Annotated in this window: 24 protein-coding genes; 22 read left to right on the top strand and 2 right to left on the bottom strand. The window is 53.9% G+C overall.

Annotated features, from left to right (window positions below):
• Window position 1: 1 nt before the first annotated feature.
• The 8 genes from recF (at window position 2) to DKB62_RS06680 (ending at window position 9,411) form a co-directional block, all read left to right on the top strand.
• Complete coding sequence (gene recF, locus DKB62_RS06715; RefSeq protein ID WP_107196290.1) at window positions 2-1,111, top strand: DNA replication/repair protein RecF; 1,110 nt, start codon at window positions 2-4, stop codon at window positions 1,109-1,111.
• On the top strand, window positions 1,092-2,000 hold the full coding sequence (locus DKB62_RS06710) for a DciA family protein (protein WP_107196289.1): 909 nt from the start codon (window positions 1,092-1,094) through the stop codon (window positions 1,998-2,000). The genes recF and DKB62_RS06710 overlap by 20 nt, the downstream gene beginning before the upstream one ends.
• On the top strand, window positions 1,993-2,232 hold the full coding sequence (locus tag DKB62_RS06705) for a DUF370 domain-containing protein (protein ID WP_232818813.1): 240 nt from the start codon (window positions 1,993-1,995) through the stop codon (window positions 2,230-2,232). Before DKB62_RS06710 ends, DKB62_RS06705 begins: the two co-directional genes overlap by 8 nt.
• A gap of 69 nt (window positions 2,233-2,301) precedes the next feature.
• Window positions 2,302-4,221 (top strand): DNA topoisomerase (ATP-hydrolyzing) subunit B, encoded by a 1,920-nt coding sequence (gene gyrB / locus DKB62_RS06700; protein WP_107196287.1) that lies wholly within the window; start codon window positions 2,302-2,304, stop codon window positions 4,219-4,221.
• 12 nt (window positions 4,222-4,233) lie between these two features.
• Window positions 4,234-5,394 carry a pyridoxal phosphate-dependent aminotransferase gene (locus tag DKB62_RS06695; RefSeq protein ID WP_107196286.1) on the top strand — a complete coding sequence of 387 codons (1,161 nt, stop codon included), beginning with the start codon at window positions 4,234-4,236 and terminating at the stop codon, window positions 5,392-5,394.
• A 30-nt stretch (window positions 5,395-5,424) separates the two neighbouring features.
• Window positions 5,425-6,183, top strand: coding sequence for a hypothetical protein (locus DKB62_RS06690; RefSeq protein ID WP_087477770.1), 759 nt, complete (start codon window positions 5,425-5,427; stop codon window positions 6,181-6,183).
• A gap of 649 nt (window positions 6,184-6,832) precedes the next feature.
• Complete coding sequence (locus DKB62_RS06685; RefSeq protein ID WP_157949724.1) at window positions 6,833-7,837, top strand: NAD(P)-dependent oxidoreductase; 1,005 nt, start codon at window positions 6,833-6,835, stop codon at window positions 7,835-7,837.
• A gap of 206 nt (window positions 7,838-8,043) precedes the next feature.
• The gene (locus DKB62_RS06680) at window positions 8,044-9,411 is read left to right on the top strand and encodes a hemolysin family protein (RefSeq protein ID WP_107196284.1); all 1,368 of its coding nucleotides are present in this window, start codon (window positions 8,044-8,046) and stop codon (window positions 9,409-9,411) included.
• A gap of 79 nt (window positions 9,412-9,490) precedes the next feature.
• Here DKB62_RS06680 and DKB62_RS06675 read toward each other — a convergent pair whose 3' ends face one another.
• Complete coding sequence (locus tag DKB62_RS06675; protein WP_107196283.1) at window positions 9,491-9,982, bottom strand: prolyl-tRNA synthetase associated domain-containing protein; 492 nt, start codon at window positions 9,980-9,982, stop codon at window positions 9,491-9,493.
• A 138-nt stretch (window positions 9,983-10,120) separates the two neighbouring features.
• On the opposite strand from DKB62_RS06675, the gene DKB62_RS06670 reads away from it, so the two are divergent.
• From DKB62_RS06670 to DKB62_RS06660, 3 genes are all read left to right on the top strand, one after another.
• Window positions 10,121-10,414: an Imm17 family immunity protein gene (locus DKB62_RS06670; protein ID WP_095628980.1), complete on the top strand. Its 294-nt coding sequence runs from the start codon at window positions 10,121-10,123 to the stop codon at window positions 10,412-10,414.
• An 18-nt stretch (window positions 10,415-10,432) separates the two neighbouring features.
• Entirely contained in the window at window positions 10,433-11,095 is a 663-nt protein-coding gene (locus DKB62_RS06665; protein WP_107196282.1) for a hypothetical protein, read from the top strand.
• A gap of 120 nt (window positions 11,096-11,215) precedes the next feature.
• Window positions 11,216-11,974: a hypothetical protein gene (locus DKB62_RS06660; protein WP_107196281.1), complete on the top strand. Its 759-nt coding sequence runs from the start codon at window positions 11,216-11,218 to the stop codon at window positions 11,972-11,974.
• Window positions 11,975-11,976: 2 nt separating this feature from the next.
• Here the strand turns inward: DKB62_RS06660 and DKB62_RS06655 are convergent, their stop codons facing one another.
• Complete coding sequence (locus DKB62_RS06655) at window positions 11,977-12,936, bottom strand: NAD(P)H-dependent glycerol-3-phosphate dehydrogenase (protein WP_107196280.1); 960 nt, start codon at window positions 12,934-12,936, stop codon at window positions 11,977-11,979.
• 252 nt (window positions 12,937-13,188) lie between these two features.
• Here DKB62_RS06655 and DKB62_RS06650 point away from each other — a divergent pair, with 252 nt between their 5' ends.
• The 11 genes from DKB62_RS06650 (at window position 13,189) to DKB62_RS06600 (ending at window position 24,773) form a co-directional block, all read left to right on the top strand.
• On the top strand, window positions 13,189-14,328 hold the full coding sequence (locus DKB62_RS06650; RefSeq protein ID WP_095628977.1) for a PucR family transcriptional regulator: 1,140 nt from the start codon (window positions 13,189-13,191) through the stop codon (window positions 14,326-14,328).
• A gap of 50 nt (window positions 14,329-14,378) precedes the next feature.
• Entirely contained in the window at window positions 14,379-15,473 is a 1,095-nt protein-coding gene (locus tag DKB62_RS06645) for an iron-containing alcohol dehydrogenase family protein (RefSeq protein WP_107196279.1), read from the top strand.
• 52 nt (window positions 15,474-15,525) lie between these two features.
• Window positions 15,526-16,752, top strand: a complete 1,227-nt coding sequence (gene alr / locus DKB62_RS06640) for an alanine racemase (RefSeq protein ID WP_232818812.1) — start codon at window positions 15,526-15,528, stop codon at window positions 16,750-16,752.
• A gap of 265 nt (window positions 16,753-17,017) precedes the next feature.
• Window positions 17,018-18,346, top strand: coding sequence for an aminotransferase class III-fold pyridoxal phosphate-dependent enzyme (locus DKB62_RS06635; protein ID WP_107196278.1), 1,329 nt, complete (start codon window positions 17,018-17,020; stop codon window positions 18,344-18,346).
• A gap of 238 nt (window positions 18,347-18,584) precedes the next feature.
• Window positions 18,585-18,905: a P-II family nitrogen regulator gene (locus DKB62_RS06630; RefSeq protein ID WP_087477781.1), complete on the top strand. Its 321-nt coding sequence runs from the start codon at window positions 18,585-18,587 to the stop codon at window positions 18,903-18,905.
• A 47-nt stretch (window positions 18,906-18,952) separates the two neighbouring features.
• On the top strand, window positions 18,953-19,846 hold the full coding sequence (locus DKB62_RS06625) for a branched-chain amino acid ABC transporter permease (protein WP_087477782.1): 894 nt from the start codon (window positions 18,953-18,955) through the stop codon (window positions 19,844-19,846).
• A gap of 9 nt (window positions 19,847-19,855) precedes the next feature.
• Window positions 19,856-20,827 carry a branched-chain amino acid ABC transporter permease gene (locus DKB62_RS06620; protein ID WP_232818811.1) on the top strand — a complete coding sequence of 324 codons (972 nt, stop codon included), beginning with the start codon at window positions 19,856-19,858 and terminating at the stop codon, window positions 20,825-20,827.
• Window positions 20,802-21,569, top strand: coding sequence for an ABC transporter ATP-binding protein (locus tag DKB62_RS06615; protein WP_107196277.1), 768 nt, complete (start codon window positions 20,802-20,804; stop codon window positions 21,567-21,569). The genes DKB62_RS06620 and DKB62_RS06615 overlap by 26 nt, the downstream gene beginning before the upstream one ends.
• Before the next feature lie 8 nt (window positions 21,570-21,577).
• A complete protein-coding gene (locus DKB62_RS06610) occupies window positions 21,578-22,282 on the top strand; it encodes an ABC transporter ATP-binding protein (protein ID WP_205410347.1) in 705 nt (234 codons plus the stop codon).
• A 63-nt stretch (window positions 22,283-22,345) separates the two neighbouring features.
• On the top strand, window positions 22,346-23,521 hold the full coding sequence (locus DKB62_RS06605; protein WP_095628972.1) for an ABC transporter substrate-binding protein: 1,176 nt from the start codon (window positions 22,346-22,348) through the stop codon (window positions 23,519-23,521).
• Window positions 23,522-23,666: 145 nt separating this feature from the next.
• Complete coding sequence (locus tag DKB62_RS06600) at window positions 23,667-24,773, top strand: acyltransferase family protein (protein WP_095628971.1); 1,107 nt, start codon at window positions 23,667-23,669, stop codon at window positions 24,771-24,773.
• Window positions 24,774-24,796 lie beyond the last annotated feature (23 nt).

Raw genomic sequence — 24,796 nt, 5'->3', positions numbered from 1 at the left:
TATGAATATACAGTCTGTACGGCTTCATCAATTCAGAAATTATACACAGGAAACGATAACCTTTCCCAAGTCTATTATCTTGTTGTACGGCCAGAATGGACAAGGTAAGACGAATTTGCTGGAAGCCTTGTACCTGGGAGGTATAGGGAAATCCTATAAAGGGATAGCCGACATGGACTTGATTCAATGGGACTGCGGCGAAGGCAGCGTCATCCTGGATTTTGTCCGCAGCGGCGTCGCCCAGCAGATCAAGGTTATCTTATCGAAGACGAGCAAAAAGGAATTATGGGTCAACGAGACGAAGGTCCCCCAGAAAGAATTGGTAGGGACGCTGAACGAAGTCTTGTTTTCACCGGAAGACCTGCAGCTGATCAAGGGCAGCCCGTCCCTGCGGCGGCGGTTTATGGATATGGAAATATCCCAGGTCAATCCGGCCTACTACCGCCTGCTGCTGCAGTATAACCGGGCCGTATCGCAGCGGAACCTGCTGCTGAAGCAGTTGAAGTACGAAGGCGGGGCGTCGCTGGAGGAATGGGACCGGCAGATTGCTTCCTTCGCCGCCGCAATCGTGCGGAGGCGCCTCAACGCCCTGCGGAAGATGAGCTTTCTGGCCGGCGTCATTCACCGCCGCCTGACGGGCGGATCAGAGCTGCTGACGATGGATTACGTGCAGCCCTACGGCGACGGGGCGGGAGGCATTACCGACGCTCAGCGGTACTACGACCTGCTGCAGGAGCACCGGCAGGACGACATATACCGCATGTCCACGTCGATAGGACCTCATCGGGACGACCTGGCCCTGGCTGTAGGCGGAGCCGATTTAAAAAAATACGGCTCCCAGGGGCAGCAGCGGACGGCCGTGCTGGCCCTCAAGCTGTCGGAGCTGGAATATATGAAGTCCGAAACGGGCGAGTATCCCGTCCTGCTGCTGGACGACGTGATGAGCGAGCTCGACGCCGGCCGCCGTCAGGCCCTGCTGGATTTTGTGCGCGGCCGGATACAGACCTTTATTACGACGACAGAGCCGCTGATTTTCGAATCCATGGCCGGCTGCTGTCATATCTGCATCGCGCAGGGAAAGGTAATATCCCATGGAGGAACGGAATCATAAGATGGAGAAGGCTGGCCTTTCCATTCCCAAAATATTGGAACGGAACCGGCTTCTCGTCCCCTATAAGCTGTATCAGGCGAAGCTGGACTGGAAGACCATCGTCGGCCCTCAAATTGCCAAATACTCCTATATTCAGGGCTTCGACGAGTCCGTCGTACAGGTAGCCGTGCTGAATTCCGTATGGATGAACCAGCTGTTCATGTACAAGAAAAAGATCATTGAGGCCATCAACGAGTATATCAAGGAACCCTTCGTCACGGACATCCGTTTCGTGCGGAGCGGCCGAAAGCCCCCAGCCGTTACGTACGCCAATACTGCAGGGGAAGAAGAGGAAGGCTTTGCTGTACGCGTGGGGAACGCGCGGCTTTCGGAAGAAACGGTGCGGCGCATCCGGCAGGAGACGGCGGCCCTTCCCGAGGCCATCCAGGAAAAAATGGCCCAGCTGCGCTTCGCCCAGGCGAAACGGCAGACGGCGTACCAGGCAGCAGGAGTCCGGCAGTGCCCGTCGTGCGGGCGGTGGCTGGAAAAGGGCGAGGAGCTGTGCTTTATCTGCCGGCTCCGGGCCCGTCAGGAAAAGAAAAAAGCCGTCTATGCCACGGTTATGGACATGCCCTGGCTGACGCTGGACGAATTGAAGGCTTACGGCATGATCGGAGACGAGGAACGGCTGTACGAGGAATTGTACAACGAGGTGCGGCGCGAGTGCATTTATAAATACATGGAGCGCATTTACCACGGCTGCGACACGCCGGAAGACGATATGATGCTGGCCCTGCTGATTACGCGGCGGAACCCGACGGAGATGACCGACGCGTTTATTCGCAATTTAACGGAAAAATACAGGAGAAAAAGCGATGTATCTTCACATAGGCGGACAGAAAATGATTGATATACGCCGCATTGTCGCGATGTTCAAGGCCCATCCGCGAAAGATGAACAAGTCGAACCCGCTGCGGCAGTATTACCGCCCCCTCGTGCTGCTCGACGGCATGGACGAAGGGCAGATTCGCTGCTACATCGTAACGGAGGAATGCATTTACGCTTCGCCCATTACGCTGGAAACGATTATCGGGCGGTACAAGCGGCTGTTTTCGTCAAAGGGGCCCGTGCAGCGATTGTAAACTAGCTATCCCAGGGGGATTTGCTGTATAATAAGATGTTAAGTATGTTTGAAGAGGAGGAATTGCTGCATGCCGCAAGATAAAAAAGTAAATTATGGCGCGGAACAGATTCAGGTCCTGGAAGGCCTGGAAGCCGTTCGCAAGCGTCCTGGTATGTATATAGGGAGCACGTCTCTGCGCGGTCTCCATCATTTAGTATATGAAGTCGTCGACAACAGTATCGACGAAGCGCTGGCAGGATACTGCACGCACATTGAAGTGACGATTGAAGCTGATAACAGCATTACCGTCGTCGACAACGGCCGCGGCATTCCCGTAGCCATGCATAAGATCGGCAAGCCTGCCGTCGAAGTCGTACTGACGGTGCTTCACGCCGGCGGCAAATTCGGCGGCGACGGCTATCCTATTTCCGGCGGCCTGCACGGCGTCGGCATATCCGTCGTCAACGCCCTGAGCCTGTGGACGAAGGTCGAAGTCAAGCGCGACGGGTATTTGTGGAACATCTCCTTTGCCCGGGGCCTGACGGCGGAACCGCTGAAAAAAATTCGTCCCATGGAACGGGGCGAAGAAACGGGCACCAAGGTAAGCTTTAAGCCCGACGCGGACATTTTCCCCGACACGACCTATGATTTTGACACGCTGAAGACGCGTCTCCGCGAGCTGGCCTTCCTGAACAAGGGCCTGCATATTACCCTGACGGATAAGCGCGGCGAAGGGCGCAGCGAAGTCTACTGCTACGAAGGGGGCCTCACGTCCTTTGTGGAATTTCTGAATGAAAACAAGGAAGCCGTCAACCCGACGGTCATTACGCTGGAAGGCGAAAAGAACAAGGTCCTCGTGGACATCGCCATGCAGTACAACGACGGCTACAGCGAAAATATCCTGACCTTCGTCAACGACATCTTTACGGAAGAAGGGGGCACTCACCTGAGCGGCTTCCGTTCCGGCCTGACCCGCACGATCAATGACTACGGCCGTACGGCGGGACTGCTGAAGGACAAGGAAGAAAACTTATCCGGCGAAGACGTGCGCGAAGGCCTGACGGCTATCGTCAGCGTCAAGGTACGGGAACCGCAGTTCGAAGGGCAGACGAAGACGAAGCTGGGCAACAGCGAAGTCAAGGGGATCGTCGACAATATCGTGTCCGACGGATTGAAGGAATTCTTCGAAGAGCATCCCGGCGAAGCCAAGTCCATTGTCAACAAGGCGATTTCCGCCGCCAGAGCCCGCCAGGCAGCGCGCCACGCCCGCGACCTGACGCGCCGCAAAAACGCCCTGGAAATCAGCAGCCTGCCAGGCAAACTGGCCGACTGCTCGGAAAAGAACGCCGCTATGACGGAAATCTACCTGGTCGAAGGCGATTCGGCCGGCGGCTCGGCCAAACAGGGCCGGGACCGGAAATTCCAGGCCATCTTACCACTCCGCGGCAAGATCATCAACGTCGAAAAGGCCCGTCTGGACAAGATCCTGGCCAATGAAGAAATCCGCTCCATGATTACGGCCTTCGGCACGGGTATCGGCGAAGAATTCGACATCAGCAAGCGGCGATACGACAAGATCATCATCATGACCGATGCCGACGTCGACGGAGCCCATATCCGTACGCTCCTGCTGACGTTCTTCTACCGGTTTATGAAGCCTCTCATTACGGAAGGCCACATCTACATCGCCCAGCCGCCCCTGTATCAGGTGCGCAAGGGCAAGCAGGTCTGGTATTACTACACAGACGAAGCGATGAACGCCAAGCTCGACGAGCTGGGCCGCGACAACAGCGTCGTCGTTCAGCGCTATAAGGGCCTCGGCGAAATGAATCCGGAGCAGCTCTGGGAAACAACGATGGATCCCCAGAACCGCACGATGCTCCAGGTCCACCTCGAAGACGCCGTAGAAGCGGACCGCATTTTCTCGGTCCTCATGGGCGACAAGGTCGAACCGCGCCGTCAATTCATTCAGGAAAACGCCAAGAAGGTGCGGAATCTGGACTTATAGGAGGATGTGTCTATGCCGAATATATCGAAACGAATTTCCTTGTTTTCCGAATCGGCCATTGCCAGAATCTCCCACATGGCCGAAACGTACGAGGCGATTAACTTATCGGAAGGCTTTCCCGATTTTCCCCCGCCGGAAGCCCTGCGGAACCGCCTGAAGGACATAGCCTCCCAGGGGCCGCACCAATACAGTATTGACAGCGGCGCGCAGAACCTGCGGCAGGCTTTGGCGAACTACCGTCAGACCTTCGCCGGCCAGACGCTGGACCCGGAACAGGAAGTCATCGTCACCTGCGGCGGCACGGAGGCCCTGATGACGACGATGATGGCCCTCGTCGACCCAGGCGATAAGGTCGTCGTATTTTCGCCCTTTTACGAAGCCTACGGCACGGACGTGCTGCTGGCCGGCGGCGAGCCCCTTTACGTGCCTCTCGGCCAGCCGGACTTCACCTTCGACGCCGACGTGTTGGAAGACGCCTTCCGGCAGCATCCGAAGGCGATCATCCTCTGCAATCCGTCCAATCCCTGCGGCAAGGTATTTTCTAAGGCCGAGCTGGAAATCATAGCCGGCCTGGTGCAGAAATACGACGCCTTCGCCATCGTCGACGAAGTATACGAGCACATCGTGTACAAGCCGACGGAATATACGTACTTTTCCAATTTGCCGGGCATGTACGAACGGACCATATCTTGCGGTTCCTTGTCGAAGACCTATTCGATTACGGGATGGCGCGTCGGCTACATCTTCGCGCCGCCTCATCTGGCCGCAGCGCTGCGGCAGCTCCACATGTTCATGACCATCAGCGCGCCGAGCCCGCTCCAGGAAGCGGCTGTGACCAGCCTCGGCTTCGACCGGTCCTATTACGAAGGGCTGCGGGAAGTATATACGAAGAAGCGCGACATCGTCATGAAGGGCCTCGACGCCATCGGCATTCCCCACAACGTGCCTCAGGGGGCCTTTTACATGCTGATGGATATTTCGGAATACGGCTACGACGACGATACGGCCTTCTGCGAGGACTTGATCCGGAAACTGGGCGTAGCCCTCGTGCCCGGCTCGACCTTTTTCCACGAAGACGTACACAACCTTGTCCGCCTTCAATTTGCCGTCAAGGACGAAACGCTCTATGAAGCGCTGAACCGTCTGGAAGGTATTCATTGCATGAAACGGTAATTCTATGCTTCGTTAAAGGAGGGATTTTGTATGAAATGGCCTGCGTTAGTACTCAGCGTATTGTGCTGCTTAGGCAGCTTCTCCGCCTTTGCCGCTGCGCCGGCAGGGGCAGCCGTACAGATCGACCCGTCGGTCCGTATGGAAACATTGGACGACTACTACATTACGAAGGGCAGTACGTATGATAAAATTACAGCCCTTCTGCAAAATCTTCCTTCCGAGGCGTCGGGCCTTTCGGGAGACTATTATTTCCGAATTGAAAAGAAGCTGACTCACGACTATTTTTATCACGTCAAAGCCTACGATACGAATACGCACGTTCAGAAGGGAAATTATTTCTTCGCCAAGGATGAAAGCTGCGTATGGCGTCTCGACCCGACAGGCGACGCGGTGATGATTTACGGCAGCGCAGAAAATCTGCTGAAAAAGACGGAAATCGTCGTCTATCCCAAGAAAATCGCCTTGGGCAGCTACGGCATCATCCGGGTTCACGTGCCGGGCATGCTCCCCTACGACATCAAGCTGACCAGCTTGAACGCCAACGTGGCGCAAATCTCCGATAAGATGAATATCGTCCCCGTCAGCGCCGGCAAGACGGACATCGTCGTCGACTTGAAGATCGGCTCGGCGACGCGCACTTTTACGGAAACCGTCTCCATTATCGATACGGCCGACGACGGCCGCGACAGAGGCATGAGCCCCTCCGTCGGCATTGGTATCGGCGTAGGATGGGGCAGCGGCTGGCATCATGGCGGCGGCATCGGAATCGGTGTAGGCCCCTGGTGGTAAGAGTTATATCATATGCATAGGCACAGAGCGGAATACCCATTGTATTCCGCTCTGTTTTTTCAATACTATAAGAGGAGCTGCCGCGTGCAAAAGCGCGGCAGCTCCTCTATATAAGAAAAACAAGTTGGCGCATCTTCAGATGATAGTTCTCTAAAAGGGGGGTATCCTGTTGTGATCGTATCAGGGAATGAGAAGGTATTCCGGAGATGCGCAGTAGCGAATGATTCAGGTGTTCAAAAAATCCTTTGTCAATTAGCGTTTGTCTGAGACCGTTTGGGTCGACGTCAATACGACGGACTGGCGGCGCGTCATGATTTTGTATGCGACGTATGACAAGGCTGTCCTCCAGCGGGCCGCAACGAGTAATGAAAGCTGAGTGTTCAACATCAAAGCTGTCTTCCAGTATAGCATGGATAGCGTAATGCACCCAATTTCGTATAACAAAAAGACAATATTGAATACATTTCCATACGATTTCTATATAGTGGTAAAGAGAATGGAAATACGTATGATAAATTGAAACGATGCGTTTCTTGTGATATAACCAAAAGGAGGCTATTTAATCAAATATCATTGAATACGACGGCGTATGAAATATATTGGCATATCGTATTTTCATGCGCCGTTTTGCAGAAAGGATGAGAATGCGATGAGAGTTGGAATTTTCAGCAATGTCAGAGGCGGCGCAGCCAGATTTGCGCCGTATGTACGCCTTGGATGCGACGATATAGAGTTAATCGGCCTGCCTTGCGAAGCGGCGTTGGATACGATAGAAACGGTTAAGAAGGCGAAGTGCGAAGGCCTTATTTATTACAGCGATCATAAGGAAGATGAACCCTTTTATAAGGCTCTGGCCGAGAGCGGCGTCAAATACGTCGTGACATGCAGCGCCGGTTACGATCATCTCAATATAGAGGCGATGAAAAGGTACGGCATCAAAGGGGCCAATGTGCCGAGATATTCGCCCAACGCCATATCAGAACACACGGTGATGATCGTGCTGGCCCTTCTTCGCAAGCTGCGGACGCAGATACTGCGTGTAGAACATGGCAATTTTACTACGACGGGATTGCAAGGGCGGGAACTTCGCAATATGGTCGTAGGCATCGTCGGCGCCGGCCGTATCGGATATACGACGATACAGTGTTTGAGCGGGTTTCATCCTAAAGCTATCCTGGCTTACGATATTTACGAGAACAATGACGTACGCCAGTATGCATCCTATGTGACGCTGGACGAATTATACGCTAAGGCCGACGTGATCATTTTCCATTGCGCCTATACGAAAGAGAATTACCATATGGTAAACGACGAGGCCATTCAGGCTATGAAAGACGGCGTCGTCCTTGTCAACAGCGCCCGAGGCCCTTTATTTGACACGCAGTCCGTACTGCGGGGCTTTCACAGCGGTAAGATTGGCGCGTTAGGAATCGACGTGATCGAAGGAGAAGGAGCGCTGCGAAAATCGTCGGGATCTCAAAAAGACGTCGCTTCCGATATTAGAAAACTGCTGTCTTACGAAAACGTCATATTTACGGCTCATACGGCTTTCTATACGGATCAGGCTGATTATAATTTATGCGAAACGACGATTCAGAATCTGCGCCAGTATGCCCAGACCGGATCGTGCGACAACGAATTGATACGTGAATAAAGTCGGCCTATGTCTGCGTACTTTGCAAGTCACGATGACGGCCGGGCAAGGTATCGGGCCGTTATTCGGCAGCATTTCAGCGGAATATTTCGGCATGAGGCCTTCCTTGTGTCCCATGCTGTGCTGCGCTTGTAGGAATGGGAAAAACACGATATAATATAAACTAAAAAATTATTTTTTGCGTATTAAAGGAGACGTGATTTGTTTTGGAAGTTTCCCTAGGGAAAGAGTGCATCGTCATATTATTGCTGATTTTTGGCAACGGCGTATTTTCGCTGCTGGAAATGTCCATCGTCAGCTGCCATCAGCCGCGGCTGGAGGCCATGGCCGAAGAGGGCAGCAAGTCGGCGAAAATCGTCCTGAAGCTGCGGGAAAACCCGAATAAGATGTTTTCGGCCGTACAGTTCGGCATCACCCTGATGGGCCTGCTGACGGGCGTATACGGCGGTACGGAAATGGCCGGCCCCATGTCGCAGTACGTGGCCATGATTCCCGGCCTGGAGCCTTATGCCTACAGCGTCAGCCTGACGACTATCGTCGCCGTCATCACCTATTTGACCATCATTTTAGGGGAAATCGTGCCGAAGCGCATCGCCATCAACAAGCCTGAAGCCATCGCCTGCTTTCTGGCCCGGCCGATGCTGTATTTCTGCACGGTCAGTACGCCCCTCATTTGGTTTCTGTCGGCTTCGACGGCCTTGGTGACGAAGGTCATCGGCATGGGCAAGCCGGAGGTGCAGCCCGTAACGGAAGAGGAAATCAAAATCCTTCTGGAGCAGGGCGCGGAATTGGGGGCCTTTGAAAAGGAAGAGCCCGAGCTGGTAGACCGCGTATTCCGCCTGGCCGATATGAACGTCAGCGATATTATGACCAACCGCACCCAGGTTGACTGGATTGACGTAGAAGATCCCGACGAGACGATTATGAATGAAATGATCGCTTTCAATCACATCCACCTGCCCGTAGGCAGGGGCTCGCTCGACGAATTTCTCGGCATGGTTTCGGTCAACATGGTCTTCCAAAAATATTACGACGCCGTCCATTCCGGGAAAAACGTGACCATGAAATCCCTCGTCGAATCGAGCGTCCAGAAGCCAGTCTTCGTGCCCGAATCGATGGATATCATGAAGGTCGTGCCGGTCTTCCGCGAGCACAGCGTCCACGAAGCGGCCGTCCTCGACGAATACGGCAATTTCAGCGGCCTGCTGACCCTCCACGACATCCTGGAAGAGCTCGTAGGCAGCATGCCGTCAGGCGAAAAGGAAAAGAAGGAAAATGACAACCGCATCATCCAGCGCGGCCCCAACGAATGGCTCATGGAGGGCCTGCTGACCATCGAAGAATTCAAGGATTTCTTCGAGTTGGAAGATGACCTGCCCGGCGAAGAAGACGACCTGTACAAGACCCTGGCCGGCTTCGTCACCTACGGCGTAGGCCGCATTCCTAAGGAAACAGATACGTACGTCTGGAACGAATTTACCTTTGAAGTCATGGATATGGACAACCTCCGCGTCGATAAAATCCTCGTCACGCGGCAGGAACCGGAAGAAAAAGAAGAAGATACGGAAGAATAGCATACGCATATAAAACGAGAGGCAGGAGAGTCGATCTCCTGCCTCTCTTGTCGTCTCGTATGCTATCTTACGTTCTCCGTCATATCTCGGCGACGACGACAGGGTTGCCGTGTTCTTGGATGAGGCGGATTAGGTCGTCGGTTTGCATCCAGACCGAGGCCCTGTTGTCGTTGGGATGGACGGCGATTTGGTTTCCCATAAAGTCTTTGTCGAAGACGACGACGACCGACTGTGTTTCGTCGTTCAGGGCGCCTAAGGGCGTGACGGCCCCTTTGGTCAGCTTCAGGTACTTCCACAGGTCGTCTTCAGAGGCGAAGCTCAGAGGGCGCGAGCCCAGGGTCTGCCGCAGGGCCTTGAGGTTGGCCGTCTTTTCCTGACGGATGACGACAATGTAGTAGGTCCTCTTCTTATCGTCGCGGATAAACAGGTTTTTGGCTACGGCCTCGCCGTCGGGGAGGTGCAGGGCGGACATTTCGTCTATGGTGTAGACGGGAATGTGTTCTTTCACATGGTATTCTATATGGGCAGTTTGTAATACGGATAGTACGGTTTGGGCTTGTTCGGACAGCATAGGAGGGCCTCCCTTGTATAATATTTTATCATATACATAGATTTTACATAAAAAAGAAGGTATCTCAAAAAAAAAAGAATAATATTAAGAGATGAGGAAATTTGCTTCGTGAAGATGCCGTAGGCAGGAGGTGGGGGAATGGACAACGCCATCATTGCATTTTTTCATGATTACGGCGACATACTATTTCTGGCCCTCGGCCTGTATTCCATAGGAGGGGCCGTCAAGCAGTGGTCATGGTTTGTCAATAACAGCCGGGCCCGCAATGTTGCCGGACGTACAGGCGGAACGACGGGAATGCGTATTTTTTATGTTGTCTTAGGATTGGGCTTTTGTATCGTCGGCCTTATATCGTTTATGACGGGCATATCGGTCTTGTATATCATACCGATGATCAAAGCCGATCCGCTGTCTGTGTTTGAATTATTATAAGGGAAAGGATGAAGCGGTATGAAGAACAAAAAATGGCTGGCGGCGGCACTGATTGCGGTCATGCTGACATCGGGATGCGGCTCGAAGGATACGAAATCCATCGTATGGCATTCCAGCGAATCGTCGAAAATCGTCAAACAGATTCAGTCCGATACGTCGCTGACGAAGGATCAGCAGGAATTTTTCCAATCCCTCGCTAAATCGCGAGATCAGAAGGCCTATGAAGGAAAGACCGTCGGCGAAATACTCGACGTGTACGCCAAGTGGAAGGCTCAGGTTGAAAAGGACCGGGAGCAGATGAACCAAACGCTGCAGATATCCGTCGTCGATAAGGTGAGCCTCGACCAGAACGCCTCGGCCGGACGCATGCATCCTCAGATACAGTTCGATATTTCCATCGCCAACATATCGCAAAACGATATTCAGACCTTCAAAGGGCGGTTCGTCGTTTCCGATGCGTCGGGCAATGAATTGTTCCGCGCCGATTATCTGGACACGATGCCCGTCATGGCCGGCGTGACGCGGACCGATACGATTTACACTGATATAAACGACACGAACGAAAAAGAAGTCAAAGCTTATGATTCTCCTCTCAGCGACCTCAAGGTCACCTGGGAGCCGACGGCGATGAAGTTTATGGACGGCACGCGCATCGGCGAAGATAAGAATGAACTGCGGTAGCGCGGCATAGAGGAAACGGCACGATACACAGGGACTGGGGGATCTTCCCCTGCTGTGTTTCGTGTCGTTTTTTGTGTGTGATACAATAGAGATACGAATTACGAGATGAGGAGGCTGGCTATGCGGACCAGTTATGTGTTGAATCACTATATGGACGAAGCGGCGGCAAAGATAAGGAGGATTGCCCATGAGGCCCGTTCCCTGTCGGTCAACGGCACGCTGATGCTGCAGGATTATCCCTTTTGGCTGTATCATGCCATATTTGCCGATTATTCGACGATCTCTTTTTTGGCCAAGTGCATGTCCGATATCGATTATTTTGATTTGCGGCCCTTGTATTGTATTTTGCGGTCTTCCCTGGAGAAATACGCCGACCTGGCGAATTTATGCGCCAAGGGACGGACCTATGAATGGTATTTGTGGTATTTGAACTTCGAGTCCAACGCTATGGAAGCCTATACGGCCGGCGACAGCCGGGAAGGGGCGGCGCTGCGCCGGAAGTCCGCCTCGTATAAGCGGCAGTTCATGGAGCGATGGGAGATTTCCCGCTGCAACCGCCTGACGCGGTATTACGTACTGGGGGACTTTAATCAGCTCATACAAGGCAGCGTCTCGCCGGATATCGTCCAATTCAACCGCAGCCTTTCGAAAATCGACTCGAAATGCAGCCAGCTACTGCATAACAACGTGACATTTGCGGCCCGGCATAACCGGGAGGAAATCAAGGATATCCTGACGTATATACACTACATCATGTGGACGTCCCAATGGATGCTGCCGCGGTTTTACTCCTGGAATTTGCCGGAACTACAGGAAGGCTTGGAGCGGCTGCAGCAGGCCATCGACTGTATTCACCAGGGGAAGGGATTTATGGAGTAGGCTCATTCGGCCTTGGTGGAGCGCAGGAAGAGCTGCTCCAGCATGGCGTGGGGGTCCTTGCCGAGCTTGACGATGCTGTACAGGACTTGCGTAATGGGCAGTTCGACGCCGACGCGGCGGGACAGGTCGACGAGAGCTTCCGTCGTGTATACGCCTTCGGCCAGTTTGTGGAAGGGCTTGCCCTGGATGAAGTCTTCGCCGAAGCGGCGGTTGTTGCTGTGGGCCGAAAAGAGCGTCGCTTCGTAATCTCCTAAGTGGCTCAGGCCGTAGACAGTCATGGCGTTGCCGCCCAGCGTTTCAATCAGGACGGACAGCTCGTGAGTGCCTCTGGCCATGAGGGCTCCCTTGAGGCTCGTGAGGCCTGCGCCGTCGAGCATGCCGGCGGCGATGCCCATGACGTTTTTGGCAGCCGCGCCGATTTCAATGCCCAGGAGGTCTTGTCCGTAGTAGAAGCGGATGAGGGGGCTGGTAAAGACGTCGACGAGGCGGCGCGTCAGGTCCATGTCGCGGGAGGCCATGACCATGCAGTTCGGCATACCGGCGACGAAGTCCTGCACGTGGCCCGGGCCGACCCAGACGGCAGTCTGCACGTCGGGCTCCAGCTCTTCCTCCATGACCGTCGTGAGGCGCTTGCCGCTGCCGATTTCCAGCCCCTTCATGGCCAGGATGAAGGGCAGGGACGGGGAAAATCCCGTTTCCCGAAGCTGTCCGGCGAAGGCGCGGAGCTGCTGGGCGCTGATGGAAATGATGCAGACGTCGGCATTATGCAGGGCGTCGGCCAAATCGTCGGTCAGGGCGATGGACGAGGGCAGGGTCAGGTATTCGTTTTTTCCCGTACAGCGAAGGGTTTCCAGATTGCGGGACGACGGGCGGCCCCATAAGGTGACGGTGTGGCCGATGCGGTCGGCGTACCAGGCGTGGAAAGCGCCCCAGCGGCCGCAGCCTAAGACGGTAATATTCATGAGTGTCCTCCTGATAGATTTTTTTCCATTATACCATACTTACATAGGCGTTACAGCGTGGAGTGGGGTAAATGTTTTATGTTTACAGATTATAACGCATATACATAAAATATATTAGGAAAATCTGGTGATGATATTTACTAAATTACGAAAATGTAGTAAGGTTATACAAAAGCATAAAAGCGTTTAACGCGAGCACGATGAAGTGTACACTGTTCATCGTGCTCGTTTTCGTTTAAGGGGGCGAAACATGTGGTTGTCACAGTAGGATTTTTATATGCTAAAAGTCAGAAAGTATACAAGATGCAGTGCCTGACAGGAACGCAGGGCTTTGACAGCCGTGTTTCGTGGATACACATTATAGAAAACAAGGAATCCGCTTTGTTTTTACACGGCGGGGAACTGGTGTTTTGCACGGGGAGTATCTATAACGGCGAAGAGTGGCTGCTGGATTATATCAAGAAGTTACAGAAAAGCAGAGCTAGCGGATTGGTGATCAACATCGGCCCTTTTATACGCAGCGTTCCGAAATCCGTCGCGGCCTTTTGCGAACAACGCGGATTTCCCCTGTTCCTTATTCCGTGGAGCGTGCGGTTAGTCGATATTACACGCTACTTATGCCAGTTTATCATTGAAGAGGAAACTAGAGAACAACAATTTCTCCAATATTTCCTGTTTATTCTCATGCATCCGGGCCAGTGCGGCAATGCTTGCCGAGCCCTGCGGACATACGGCATAGATATCGATAAGGCCTTCCGTGTTTTCGTCGTCCGTCCGGCAGAACGCCGCCGTCTCGACGAGGCAGCGGCGCAGATGAGCGCTTGCGAGCCCGACGTCCACGTTTTGACGTACGGCGACGCTCTGGTATGCGTAGCGCCGGACGAAGGCGAATCAAACGCATGGAGCAGGGCCTGGGAATGGCGTGAATACTTTCTGGGCCGAGACCTTTCCGTTACGGTTTGCGTCGGCTCGGCCGTACCTTCTGTCGAACGGTTGTCTGAAAGCTATACGCGGGCGTCAGCTATGACGGCTCTCGTTTCGGAAACGCGGCCTGTCGTACAATATGAGCGCGTCGGCGTGTACAAGCTGCTGCTGGACGGTCCTTCACCAGGCACGCTGCGGCAATTTTACGACGATACGATGAAAGGGCTGGACGAATACGACGCCGCTCATCATTCGTCGCTGGTGGAGACTCTGGAATATTACCTGTCTCATCGCTGCAGTATTAAGGATACGGCAGTTCACGAAGTGGTTCACCGCAATACGGTGCTGTATAAACTGAATAAGATAGAAACTATTACGGGGAAGAAACTAAACGAAGAAGAAGATAAGCTGGATATTCTCATCGCGCTGAAAATCAAGAAGCTGTTTTCCGTACAGAAAGACGGATGAATCGGCGCGTGATAGTATACATCATCAATTATAGGCAGGGGGAGTTTGGTATGTTTACGTATGAAATGCCGACGAAATTGTATTTCGGGAAAGGATGCGTTGCCCAATCCGTGGCAGATATGGCGGCGCTGGGCAAGAAAGCCCTGATCGTTACGGGACGCAGTTCGGCGAAGCGAAACGGATCGCAGGACGCCGTCGTCGCCGTACTGGAATCGGCAGGCCTCGGCTGGGTCCTGTTCGACGAAGTAGAAGCGAACCCGTCTGTCGAAATCGTGCGGAACGGCGCGGAGCTAGGGCGGAAGGAACAGGTTGACTTTGTCATCGGCATTGGCGGCGGTTCGCCTATGGACGCAGCTAAAGTGATCGCCTTATTATGCACGAACGATTTGGACGACGAGATACTGTTTACAGGGCCGTACGGAGCGCCGCCCCTGCCTATTGTCACCGTTCCTACGACGTCTGGCACGGGCAGCGAAGTGACGAAAATCAGCATCCTGACCAATCATAAGGCCGGCACGAAGCAGGGCGTCAAATCGCCGATGCTGTATCCGAAGCTGTCTTTGGCCGATCCGTCCTTTACGATGGGCGTACCGGAACACGTGACGATCGACACGGCTATCGACGCCTTGTCTCATGCGATAGAAGGCTATATGGCGAAGGATGCGACGCCTGTCAGCGACGTATGGGCTGAAGAAGCCCTGCGCTTTTTCGGCCTTCATCTGACGCAGCTGCGCGGCACGCTGTCCTATGCCGTCCGCGAAGACCTCATGTATGCTTCGACCTTGGCGGGCATCGTCATTTCCCAGGCTGGTACGACGCTGGTACACGGCATGGGATATTGCCTGACGTATTACAAGGGTTTTTCGCATGGCCGGGCCAACGGCTTGCTGCTGCCTCAGTACATGAAGCTCATGGAAGAATCCATGGCCGATAAAGCCCAGCGTGTATGGGAATTGCTGGGATTTGCCGGCTCCGATGACTTCGAAGCATTTATGAAAGATCTCATGCCCGATACGGTCACGCTGTCTGAAGAAGAAATTGAGAAATTTACGACGATGGTCATGAAGACGGCTTCCGTCAAGGCGACGTCGTACGATGTGACGGCAGGCGTCGTAGCCCGTATATACGCTCATATATCTAAATGACGGCCTGACGGCGTTTGCACGGCCGGGGCTGCCGGCGTGAGGGGGAAGGACAATGGATATGTGCGAAACGATGAACGCAGATGTATTGCAGAGTACAGAATCATTTTCAAGGCGTCCTATGTGGGCGCAGGTCGATTTGGATGCGGCGGCGTATAATATGCAGCATATTCGGCGTTTTGTCGGCGCCCATACGCTGATTATGGCCGTCGTCAAAGCCGACGCGTACGGATGCGGCGCCGTGGCGATGGCCCGCGTGTTTTTGCAGAACGGAGCGGACCAGCTGGCCGTGGCCTGTCTGGACGAAGCCGTCGAGCTGCGCCGCGCCGGTATTACGGCCCCTATCTTGGTGTTGGGACATACAGATGGGCGGCGCGCAGCAGAAGTCGTGGGCTATCATATCGATGTGGCCGTGTTTCATTACGACGACGCAGTGCTTTTTTCGCAGGAAGCCGAACGGACGCAGCAGACCGTGCGATTCCATATTGCCGTAGACAGCGGTATGGGACGTATCGGCTACAAGCTGTCGGAACGAAGCGTCGAAGAGATAAAGCGCATCAGGGCTCTGCCCTGTGTGATGATGGAAGGGATATTTACGCATTTTGCCGTGGCCGACGACGCGGCAGACGACGCCTGCGCGTACACGAAGGAGCAATTCTTTCAGTTTACACAGATGTACCGCTGGCTGTGGGAAGAAGGCGTGTCATTCCGCTTCCGTCATTGCGATAACAGCGCCGGCGTCCTGGCGTATCCGGCGTTTTTCTGTAACATGGTGCGTCCCGGTATTATTCAGTACGGCTATAATCCCTTCGGTGCGGCGCGTCATCCGGAGTTTGTACCCCATCCCGTCATGTCCCTGCGCTGCTGTATTACCCATGTGAAGCGCCTGGAAGAAGGCGAGACTGTAGGATACGGCCGCAGGTTCAGAGCGCGTCGTCCTACCTTGGTCGCCACCTTGCCGTTAGGCTATGCCGACGGATATACCCGCCTACTGTCCAATCGGGCCGACGTATTGGTACGGGGGCGGCGCGTCCCTCAAATCGGCAATATATGCATGGATCAGTGCATGATAGACGTTACCGATATTCCTGACGTGCGCGTAGGCGAAGAATGCGTGCTGTTTGGCCGTCAGGGAAACGAATATATCGGGGCAGATGAACTGGCACGCATCATAGGGACAATACCTCATGAAGTTTTCTGCAATATCGGCCGCCGCGTCCCCCGTGTATATTTCGAAAAGGGCCGTTGCGTCGGCCGGACTGAATATTTGTTTCAAACGTAACGCGTCTGCTTTAGGGACCGCCGCGTTCGTATTGTGCGAAGGGACGGCGGCACCTTCACTTTAAAATGAACGCCGGTAAATAAAAAAATACAATGTTAAAAATTTAACATATGTGATTATTGTGCACATATACAATAAAGTTTATGGTTTTGTCATATTGTTTTATCGTATTGCCTATGACATAATAAGCACAAGAAAAAGCAACGGCGCTTTTCCGAAAGGACGCCGCTGCTTTTTTAGTATTATAACGCAGGGGGATGATCTCATGACAGGACAGGAAATTCGCGACATGGATTTGACGTATAATCTGCATTCGTGGTCGAAGCAGAAGGGGCTGAACCCCGTAGTCATTACGAAGGCTGAAGGAATTTACTTGTGGGACAGCGACGGCAAGCGATATATGGATATGTCGTCGGGACAGGTGAATTCCAACGTGGGGCACGGAAACAAAGACATTATCGAAGCGATTAAGGAACAAGCCGACAAATATTGCTTCATATCTCCGAGTCTGGCTGTAGAACCGCGGGCTAAATTGGCTAAAATGGTCATCGACCGCATGCCCGACAACATGGGGAAGGTATTTTTTACCAACGGCGGCGCCGACGCCAACGAAAACGCCATTAAGATGGCCCGCATGTATACGGGGCGCTATAAGGTCATGAGCCGGTACCGCAGCTATCACGGCTCGACCTTCGGCGCGGGCAATCTGACGGGCGAACCGCGGCGCTATCCGCTGGAACCGGGGATTCCCGGCTTCATCAAATTTTTCGATCCCTACGTATACCGCGAAGCCATTTCCTTTGCCAGCGAAGAAGACGCGACGAAATTTTACATTGCCAAGCTGCGGGAACAAATTATTTATGAAAATCCGTCGACGATCGCCGCTATCGTCATGGAAACGATTACGGGCTCCAACGGCGTCATCATTCCGCCGAAGGGCTATCTGGAAGGCGTGCGCAAGCTGTGCGATGAATTCGGCATCATGATGATCTGCGACGAAGTCATGGCCGGCTGGTGCCGGACGGGCAAGATGTTCGCCTTTGAGCATTTCAACGTCAAGCCCGACATCGTGACGTTTGCCAAAGGGATTACGTGCGGCTATATTCAGCTCGGCGGCGTCGCCGTATCGAAGAAAATCGCCGCCTATTTCGACGATCACCTCCTGTCGTGCGGCCTGACGTACAGCGGCCATCCGCTGGCCTGCGCCGCCGGGGTCGCCTGCCTGAATTACTACGATAAGGCGCGGATTTTAGACAACGTAAACGCCGTCGGCAAGGTGCTGGGCGAAGAAGAAGAAAAGCTGAAGGCGAAACATGCCTGTGTCGGCGACGTCCGCTATATCGGCTTATGGTCGGCTATCGAGCTGGTAAAGGATAAGAACACGAAGGAGCCCCTCGTGCCGTACGGAAAGGACGAAGGGGGAACGATGCCGGGCATCGTCAAATCGCTGATGAAAAAGGGCTTTTGTACTTATTCTCACGAAAATATGCTTCTCGTCGCGCCGCCCCTTATTATTACAAAAGAACAGCTTCTGGAAGCGATGCAGATTTTGGACGACGTACTGAGCGAAGTCGACGCCGCTATTGGGGGATAACGTCCTCCGGCGAGTGGAGAAAGGCATAGGTTGGATACATGCCTGACGCCTATGCCTTTTATTTTTTAATCTGTTATACATATACATAAAAATATTTATGCAAGTGCCTAATTGATTTTTAAAACATTAAATATTATAATAACTTCATTCTTAAAAGAAAATATTTTCCATAACAACGGCGTTATTATTAAAAAATAATTTCGCCGTTGTTTTGCGTATGGGGGAGGGGGAACAAAATATGATTGAAATTAAAGCGATTATCCGACGGGAACGGCTGAAGGCGCTGAAAGATGCGCTGGCCGAACGAGGATTTTACGGATTGACGCACTGGCCCGTTTCGGGGCGAGGAAAACAGCGCGGCGTTACGGTAAACGGCGTTGTGTATGACGAGCTTCCGAAGGAAATGGTATATATCGTCGTCCACGACGAACATAAGACGGCTGTCGTTACGACGATTATCGCCATATGCCAGACGCAGCCGAAAGGAACCGCCGGCGATGGCAGAATTTTTATTACCAGGCTGGACGAAGGATATACGATTAGCGAGCAGCTGCTTTGATACGCAACGTGTCGAGCGCTCCCGACATGAGGAAGGAGAGATATACAGTGGAAGGCACATTATGGCTGCAGTTCGTGCAGCAGCTCATTAACGGCATATCCTTAGGCAGTATTTACGCCCTGATCGCCTTGGGATATACGATGGTATACGGCATTATGAAATTGATCAACTTCGCTCACGGCGATATCTACATGATCGGTTCGTACGTCGGATTTTTTGCGATTACGGCCATGGGGCTGCCCTTTGTGCCGGCGATCCTGGCGGCGATGGTCATGACGGGGATTTTGGGGATGGTCGTCGAACGGCTGGCGTATAAGCCCCTTCGCCATAGCCCGAAAATCGCCATTTTGACGACGGCCATCGGCGTCAGCTTGTTCTTGGAATACACGACGATGCTCGCCTTGTCGCCGCAGCCGCGGACCTTTCCGCACGTACTGGACAACAGCGTGTACCACATCGGCGGCTTAGTGATTTCGTTTCAGCAAATCGTCATCTTCCTTATATCGGTCGTGCTGATGCTGATTCTGACCTACGTCGTGAACTATACGAAAATGGGCAAGGCCATGCGGGCCGTCTCGTACGACCCCGACGCGGCCCAGCTCATGGGAATCAACGTAGACAAGACGATTTCCTTTACCTTCTGCATCGGGTCGAGCCTGGCCGGCGCGGCCGGCGTCCTCGTCGGGATTTACTATAATTCCATCGAGCCACTCATGGGCATCATGCCGGGCATGAAGGCCTTCGTAGCGGCGGTCCTCGGCGGTATCGGCATCATTCCTGGCGCGATGACCGGCGGCATTATTTTAGGCGTCGTCGAAGCCATGGTCAGCGGATTTATTTCGTCTACCTTCCGCGACGCCGCGGCCTTCGCCATTTTGATTATTATCTTGCTCATCAAGCCGACGGGACTGTTCGGAAAGAATGAACGAGAAAAAGTGTAGGTGATGAATATGATAAACCGATTGCGAAAACAAGACGCTGTATTCTTGCTCGCCGCCGTCGTCGTCTTTGCCGTATTGCAGTTTCTGATGGCCGAGCGAATCGTATCGTCGTTCTGGCGGCTGAATATATCGTTGATTTGCCTGAATGTCATGCTGGCGTCCAGCTTGAACCTGATTAACGGGGTTACGGGGCAGTTTTCCCTGGGGCACGCCGGATTTATGGCTGTCGGCGCTTACGTGTCGGCCGTATGCACCGTATTCCTGCACCTGCCCTTCGTCGTCAGCCTCATCGGCGGCGCGGCTGCCGCCGGCCTTCTGGGCTTTCTCGTCGGCGTGCCGACGCTGCGGCTGCAAGGCGATTATTTAGCCATCGCTACGCTGGGCATGGGGGAAATTATCCGCATCTGCATCTTGAATATACAGCAAGTAGGCGGCGCGTCTGGGATGTCGGGCATCCCGCGGGACACGACCTTTCCCTGGCTGTTTTTCTGCATGGTCGTGACCTTGTTCGTCCTAAAGAATATTATCCACTCCAAGCAGGGCAGGGCCTGCCTGGCCGTACGGGAAAACGCCATTGCCGCCGAAGCCATGGGCATCGATACGACGGCCTTTAAGGTATTCGCCTTTACGATCGCGTCGATGTTCGCCGGGTTGGCCGGCGCGCTGTTCTCTCATTACTTCGGCATCGCCCATCCGTCGAGCTTTACCTTCATGCGGTCTTTCGACATCATGACGATGGTCGTCTTAGGCGGCCTGGGCAGCTTGTCCGGCTCGGTCATCGGCGCCTTTATCCTGACCCTGATTGCCGCTGTGATGCAGAGCTATCCCGAATACCGTATGATCGTATACGCCTTGCTGCTCATCATACTCATGCTGTACCGTCCGAATGGGATTCTCGGCAATAAGGAGCTGGCTGAGCTGATGCTGTCCAAATGGAAGAAGGGGGGACGCGGCGATGGACCCGTTGCTGAAAACAAATAATGTATCCATATCCTTCGGCGGCATCAAGGCCGTCCAGGATTTTAACATCGTATTGAACCGGGGCGAGCTCGTCGGCCTCATCGGGCCGAACGGCGCAGGGAAGACGACGGCCTTCAACTTGCTGACCGGCGTATATCAGCCGACGACGGGGACCATTGAATTCGACGGCGTCGACGTCACGGGGATGAAGCCCTATAAAATTACGCAGCACGGCATTGCCCGCACGTTTCAGAACATCCGCCTGTTTGGAAACTTAACCGTATTGGATAATGTCAAAATTGCCTGCAATTACCTGGTCAACTACAGCCTGGCCGAAGCGATCCTGCGCGTCGGCCGGTACGGGAAGGAAGAAGAACGGATTGAACGCGAAGCGATCGAGCTGCTGCGGCTGTTTAAGCTCGACGATAAAAAGGACGAGCTGGCGTCCAACCTGCCCTACGGCTTGCAGCGGCATCTGGAAATTGCCCGGGCCCTGGCGGCCCGGCCGAAGCTGCTCCTGCTGGACGAACCGGCGGCGGGCATGAATCCGCAGGAAACGCTCGATCTCATGCACTTGATTGAAGAAATACGGAAGCGCTTCGAGCTGACGATTTTACTGATCGAACACGACATGTCCCTGGTCATGGGGATCTGCGAACGCTTGTACGTCCTGGAATTCGGCAAAATCTTAGCCCAGGGGATACCGCAGGAAATCAAGTCGAATGCCGACGTCATCCGGGCGTATTTAGGCGAGGAGGTGTGATCATGAGCCTGTTGGAATTAAAGGATATCAACGTCTACTACGGTGCGATTCACGCCCTGAAGGGAATCAGCCTGAACGTCGAAGAAGGACAGGTCGTCAGCCTCATCGGCGCGAACGGCGCCGGCAAGACGACGACGCTGCGGACGATTTCTGGGCTGCTGCGCTCCAAGACCGGATCTATTTCTTTCATGGGAAAGGAGCTGCGGCACGAAAGCGCCGAATCCATCGTGCGGCTGGGGATTTCCCATTGTCCCGAAGGACGGCGGGTCTTTGCCGATATGTCCGTCAAGGAAAACCTGGAAATGGGGGCCTTTACCCGTAAGGATAAGAAAGAAATTTCCCAGACCATGGACATGATTTACGACCATTTTCCCCGCCTGAAGGAACGGATGAACCAGATGGCCGGCACCCTTTCCGGCGGCGAGCAGCAGATGCTGGCCATGGGCCGGGCGCTGATGAGCAAGCCGAAGCTGCTCCTCCTGGACGAGCCGTCTATGGGGCTGGCGCCGATCCTGGTCAAGGAAATATTCAACATGGTGCAGGAAATCCATAACATGGGGACGACGGTGCTGTTAGTCGAACAGAACGCCCGCATGGCCCTGGCCATTTCCGATTACGCCTATGTCCTGGAAACAGGGCACATATCGCTGGAAGGAGAGGCTAAATCTCTGGCTGAAAGCGAAGAAGTGCGGAAGGTTTACTTGGGCGGCTGAGGCCCGTTACGGCGGATATACCATTACAGGTATGTTATATATACAGTTTAGGAGGGATACCTTATGACTATGAGTACATTGAAAAGATGCGTGTTGGCTGCCGTGGCCGTTGCGTCGATGGCCGTCATGCTGACGGGCTGCAGCGGCAGTTCGGGAGAATCAAGTGATACGATTAAAATCGGCGCAAACCTGGAATTGACGGGCAACAGCGCGTCGTACGGCACGTCGGCCAAGAACGGCATCGAAATGGCCGTCAAGGAAATCAACGACGCCGGCGGCCTGCTGGGAAAGAAAATCGAAGTCAGCTACGCCGACAACCGCAGCGAAGCGACGGAAGCGGCCAACGCCATGCAGAAGCTGTTGGATGACCAGGTCGATTTCATCGTCGGCCCGGACACGTCGAGCGGCGCCCTGGCCTGCGTCGCCACGGCAGATCAGGAAAAAATACCGATGATTTCGCCGTTCGGCACGAATCCGGACATTACGGTCGATCCGGCGACGCATAACGTACGGCCTTACGTATTCCGCGCCGCCTTTATCGATACCTTCCAGGGCAAGGCCATGGCTGATTTTGTAGCCGATACGCTGAAGGCGAAGAAAGTGGCTGTATACGTCGACAACTCCAGCGATTACTCGAAGGGGCTGCAGAAATTCTTTGAAGAAGAATTCGGCAAAAAAGGCGGCTCTATCGTAGCGACGGAAGCGTATTTGCAGAAGGATACAGACTTCAAGGCGGCCCTGACGAAGATCAAAGCGGCCAACCCCGACGTCATCTACGTTCCCGGATATTATCAGGAAGTCGGCATGATCATCAAGCAGGCCCGTGAAATGGGCATGACGCAGCCGATTGTCGGCGGCGACGGCTGGGACAGCACGAAGCTGGCGGAAATTGCCGGCGCGGCGAACCTGGTCGACTGCTACTTCAGCAACCACTATTCGTCTGACGATACGTCCGAAGTCGTTCAGAATTTCGTTTCCAATTATCAGAAGGCCTATGGCCAGAAGCCGGACGCTCCGGCAGCTGTGGCATACGACAGCATGATGATTTTGGCCCAGGCTATCAAGGACGCCAACAGCACCGATAAAGATACAGTGAAGGCAGCGCTGGAAAAGATCAGCGGATTCAACGCGGTCAGCGGCAAGATCAGCTTTAACGAGTTCCACGATCCCGTCAAATCGGCAGTTGTCCTGAGCTTTAAGGACGGCAAGCAGATCTTTGTTACCAAGGTAGAACCGTAAGGGCGATTCGTTACTGATACCTCATCTAATACATATAGATTCCTCTATCGAAGGGAGAAGACGAAGCGGAAGCTTTTTCTTCTCCCTTTCCCCTTTTCCGGAGCATGTGCTATACTTTGGGTAAATCTACTGTGAGGTGCATCGTATGAGCGGGCGTCGCATTATCTTCTTAGACAACTTGAAAACCTTGGTCATCGCCCTGGTCGTCGTGTTTCACGGCGCCATGTCCTATATGGCCTACGCGCCGGAGTGGTGGTACGTGCTGGACGACGAGCGATCCCTGGCGGCAACGGTATTTGTCGTCTGGGCCGACGTATTCATCATGCCGGTCATGTTTTTTATTTCCGGTTATTTCGGCGCGGCGTCCTTAGCCGGAACGGGGAGCTTTTGGAAATCGAAATGGAAGCGCGTCGGCCTGCCGTGGCTGTTCGGCTCGGTCTTTATTGCCCCGTATATCGCCTATCTGTACATGCTCAGCCGGGCTGTGCCCATGACGTTTTACCAGTTTTATGCAGAATGGTTTTGGGGCGTTTTTTATCAGCAGGCCCAGTATTGGTACCTGGGATTTTTAATGGCCTTGTACGGCCTGCTGTACCTGAGCCGGCGTCTGTATCCGGCGTGGCTGCGGCCGATACAGGGCCGGTTTTCCCTGACAGTCTTTTTCGGCTGCGCCGCCCTGTGCGCCCTCTCTATGGGGGCGATGCTGCAGTGTTACGACGACGCCGTGTGGATTCATCCCCTGTACGTCCTGTGCTTTCAGCCGACGCGGGCTCCCTTGTACCTCGTCGTATTCGGGCTGGGAGCCTACGCCTGGCGCAGCCGCTGGTTTTCCCAGGGGCTGTTCGCTTCGCCGGCAGCCTGGGGCGCTGCTTTTGCCGTCCTGTCCGTCGCATATACGGCCTTTCGCTTCGACTATGGCTATGAGTGGCATGGATTAGCCTGTTATTCCGAAATCTTTGCCGTCCTGCACAGCCTGTTCTGCCTGACGGCCGTTATAGCTCTGACGGCCTTGTTCCAGCGGTTTGCCGATTCGTACGGGCCTTGGGGACGGCAGCTGTCGTCCCTGTCATATGGCGTGTATTACATCCATCAGGTCGTCGTCATGCACGTCGTCTGGCTGCTGCGGCCCTGGGACGGCGGCGTCTATACCAAATATGCCGTCATGTGCGTCTTGTCCCTCTGCATCTGCACGCTTTTTAGCCGGTATGTGCTCAGCCGCATACCGTCCTTTTCCTCGTCGAAATCGAGATGACAGAACAGCCCCTCGGAGAGATT

This window comes from Megasphaera stantonii (genome assembly GCF_003367905.1).
GTDB classification, from domain to species: Bacteria; Bacillota; Negativicutes; order Veillonellales; family Megasphaeraceae; genus Megasphaera; species Megasphaera stantonii.
Note: the sequence above shows the minus strand (reverse complement) of the source record. Positions and strands in the feature narration are given on the sequence as shown.

Bases quoted from the DNA above. Each gene is read 5' to 3' on its own strand.
- recF (WP_107196290.1), top strand. From the start codon at position 2: ATGAATATACAGTCTGTACGGCTTCATCAATTCAGAAATTATACACAG.
- DKB62_RS06705 (WP_232818813.1), top strand. From the start codon at position 1,993: ATGATTGATATACGCCGCATTGTCGCGATGTTCAAGGCCCATCCGCGA.
- DKB62_RS06675 (WP_107196283.1), bottom strand. From the start codon at position 9,982: ATGCTGTCCGAACAAGCCCAAACCGTACTATCCGTATTACAAACTGCC.
- DKB62_RS06605 (WP_095628972.1), top strand. From the start codon at position 22,346: ATGACTATGAGTACATTGAAAAGATGCGTGTTGGCTGCCGTGGCCGTT.
- DKB62_RS06665 (WP_107196282.1), top strand. From the start codon at position 10,433: ATGAAGAACAAAAAATGGCTGGCGGCGGCACTGATTGCGGTCATGCTG.
- DKB62_RS06670 (WP_095628980.1), top strand. From the start codon at position 10,121: ATGGACAACGCCATCATTGCATTTTTTCATGATTACGGCGACATACTA.
- DKB62_RS06710 (WP_107196289.1), top strand. From the start codon at position 1,092: ATGGAGGAACGGAATCATAAGATGGAGAAGGCTGGCCTTTCCATTCCC.
- DKB62_RS06635 (WP_107196278.1), top strand. From the start codon at position 17,018: ATGACAGGACAGGAAATTCGCGACATGGATTTGACGTATAATCTGCAT.
- DKB62_RS06630 (WP_087477781.1), top strand. From the start codon at position 18,585: ATGATTGAAATTAAAGCGATTATCCGACGGGAACGGCTGAAGGCGCTG.
- DKB62_RS06645 (WP_107196279.1), top strand. From the start codon at position 14,379: ATGTTTACGTATGAAATGCCGACGAAATTGTATTTCGGGAAAGGATGC.
- DKB62_RS06600 (WP_095628971.1), top strand. From the start codon at position 23,667: ATGAGCGGGCGTCGCATTATCTTCTTAGACAACTTGAAAACCTTGGTC.
- gyrB (WP_107196287.1), top strand. From the start codon at position 2,302: ATGCCGCAAGATAAAAAAGTAAATTATGGCGCGGAACAGATTCAGGTC.
- DKB62_RS06695 (WP_107196286.1), top strand. From the start codon at position 4,234: ATGCCGAATATATCGAAACGAATTTCCTTGTTTTCCGAATCGGCCATT.
- alr (WP_232818812.1), top strand. From the start codon at position 15,526: ATGGATATGTGCGAAACGATGAACGCAGATGTATTGCAGAGTACAGAA.
- DKB62_RS06660 (WP_107196281.1), top strand. From the start codon at position 11,216: ATGCGGACCAGTTATGTGTTGAATCACTATATGGACGAAGCGGCGGCA.
- DKB62_RS06685 (WP_157949724.1), top strand. From the start codon at position 6,833: ATGAGAGTTGGAATTTTCAGCAATGTCAGAGGCGGCGCAGCCAGATTT.
- DKB62_RS06690 (WP_087477770.1), top strand. From the start codon at position 5,425: ATGAAATGGCCTGCGTTAGTACTCAGCGTATTGTGCTGCTTAGGCAGC.
- DKB62_RS06620 (WP_232818811.1), top strand. From the start codon at position 19,856: ATGATAAACCGATTGCGAAAACAAGACGCTGTATTCTTGCTCGCCGCC.
- DKB62_RS06655 (WP_107196280.1), bottom strand. From the start codon at position 12,936: ATGAATATTACCGTCTTAGGCTGCGGCCGCTGGGGCGCTTTCCACGCC.
- DKB62_RS06615 (WP_107196277.1), top strand. From the start codon at position 20,802: ATGGACCCGTTGCTGAAAACAAATAATGTATCCATATCCTTCGGCGGC.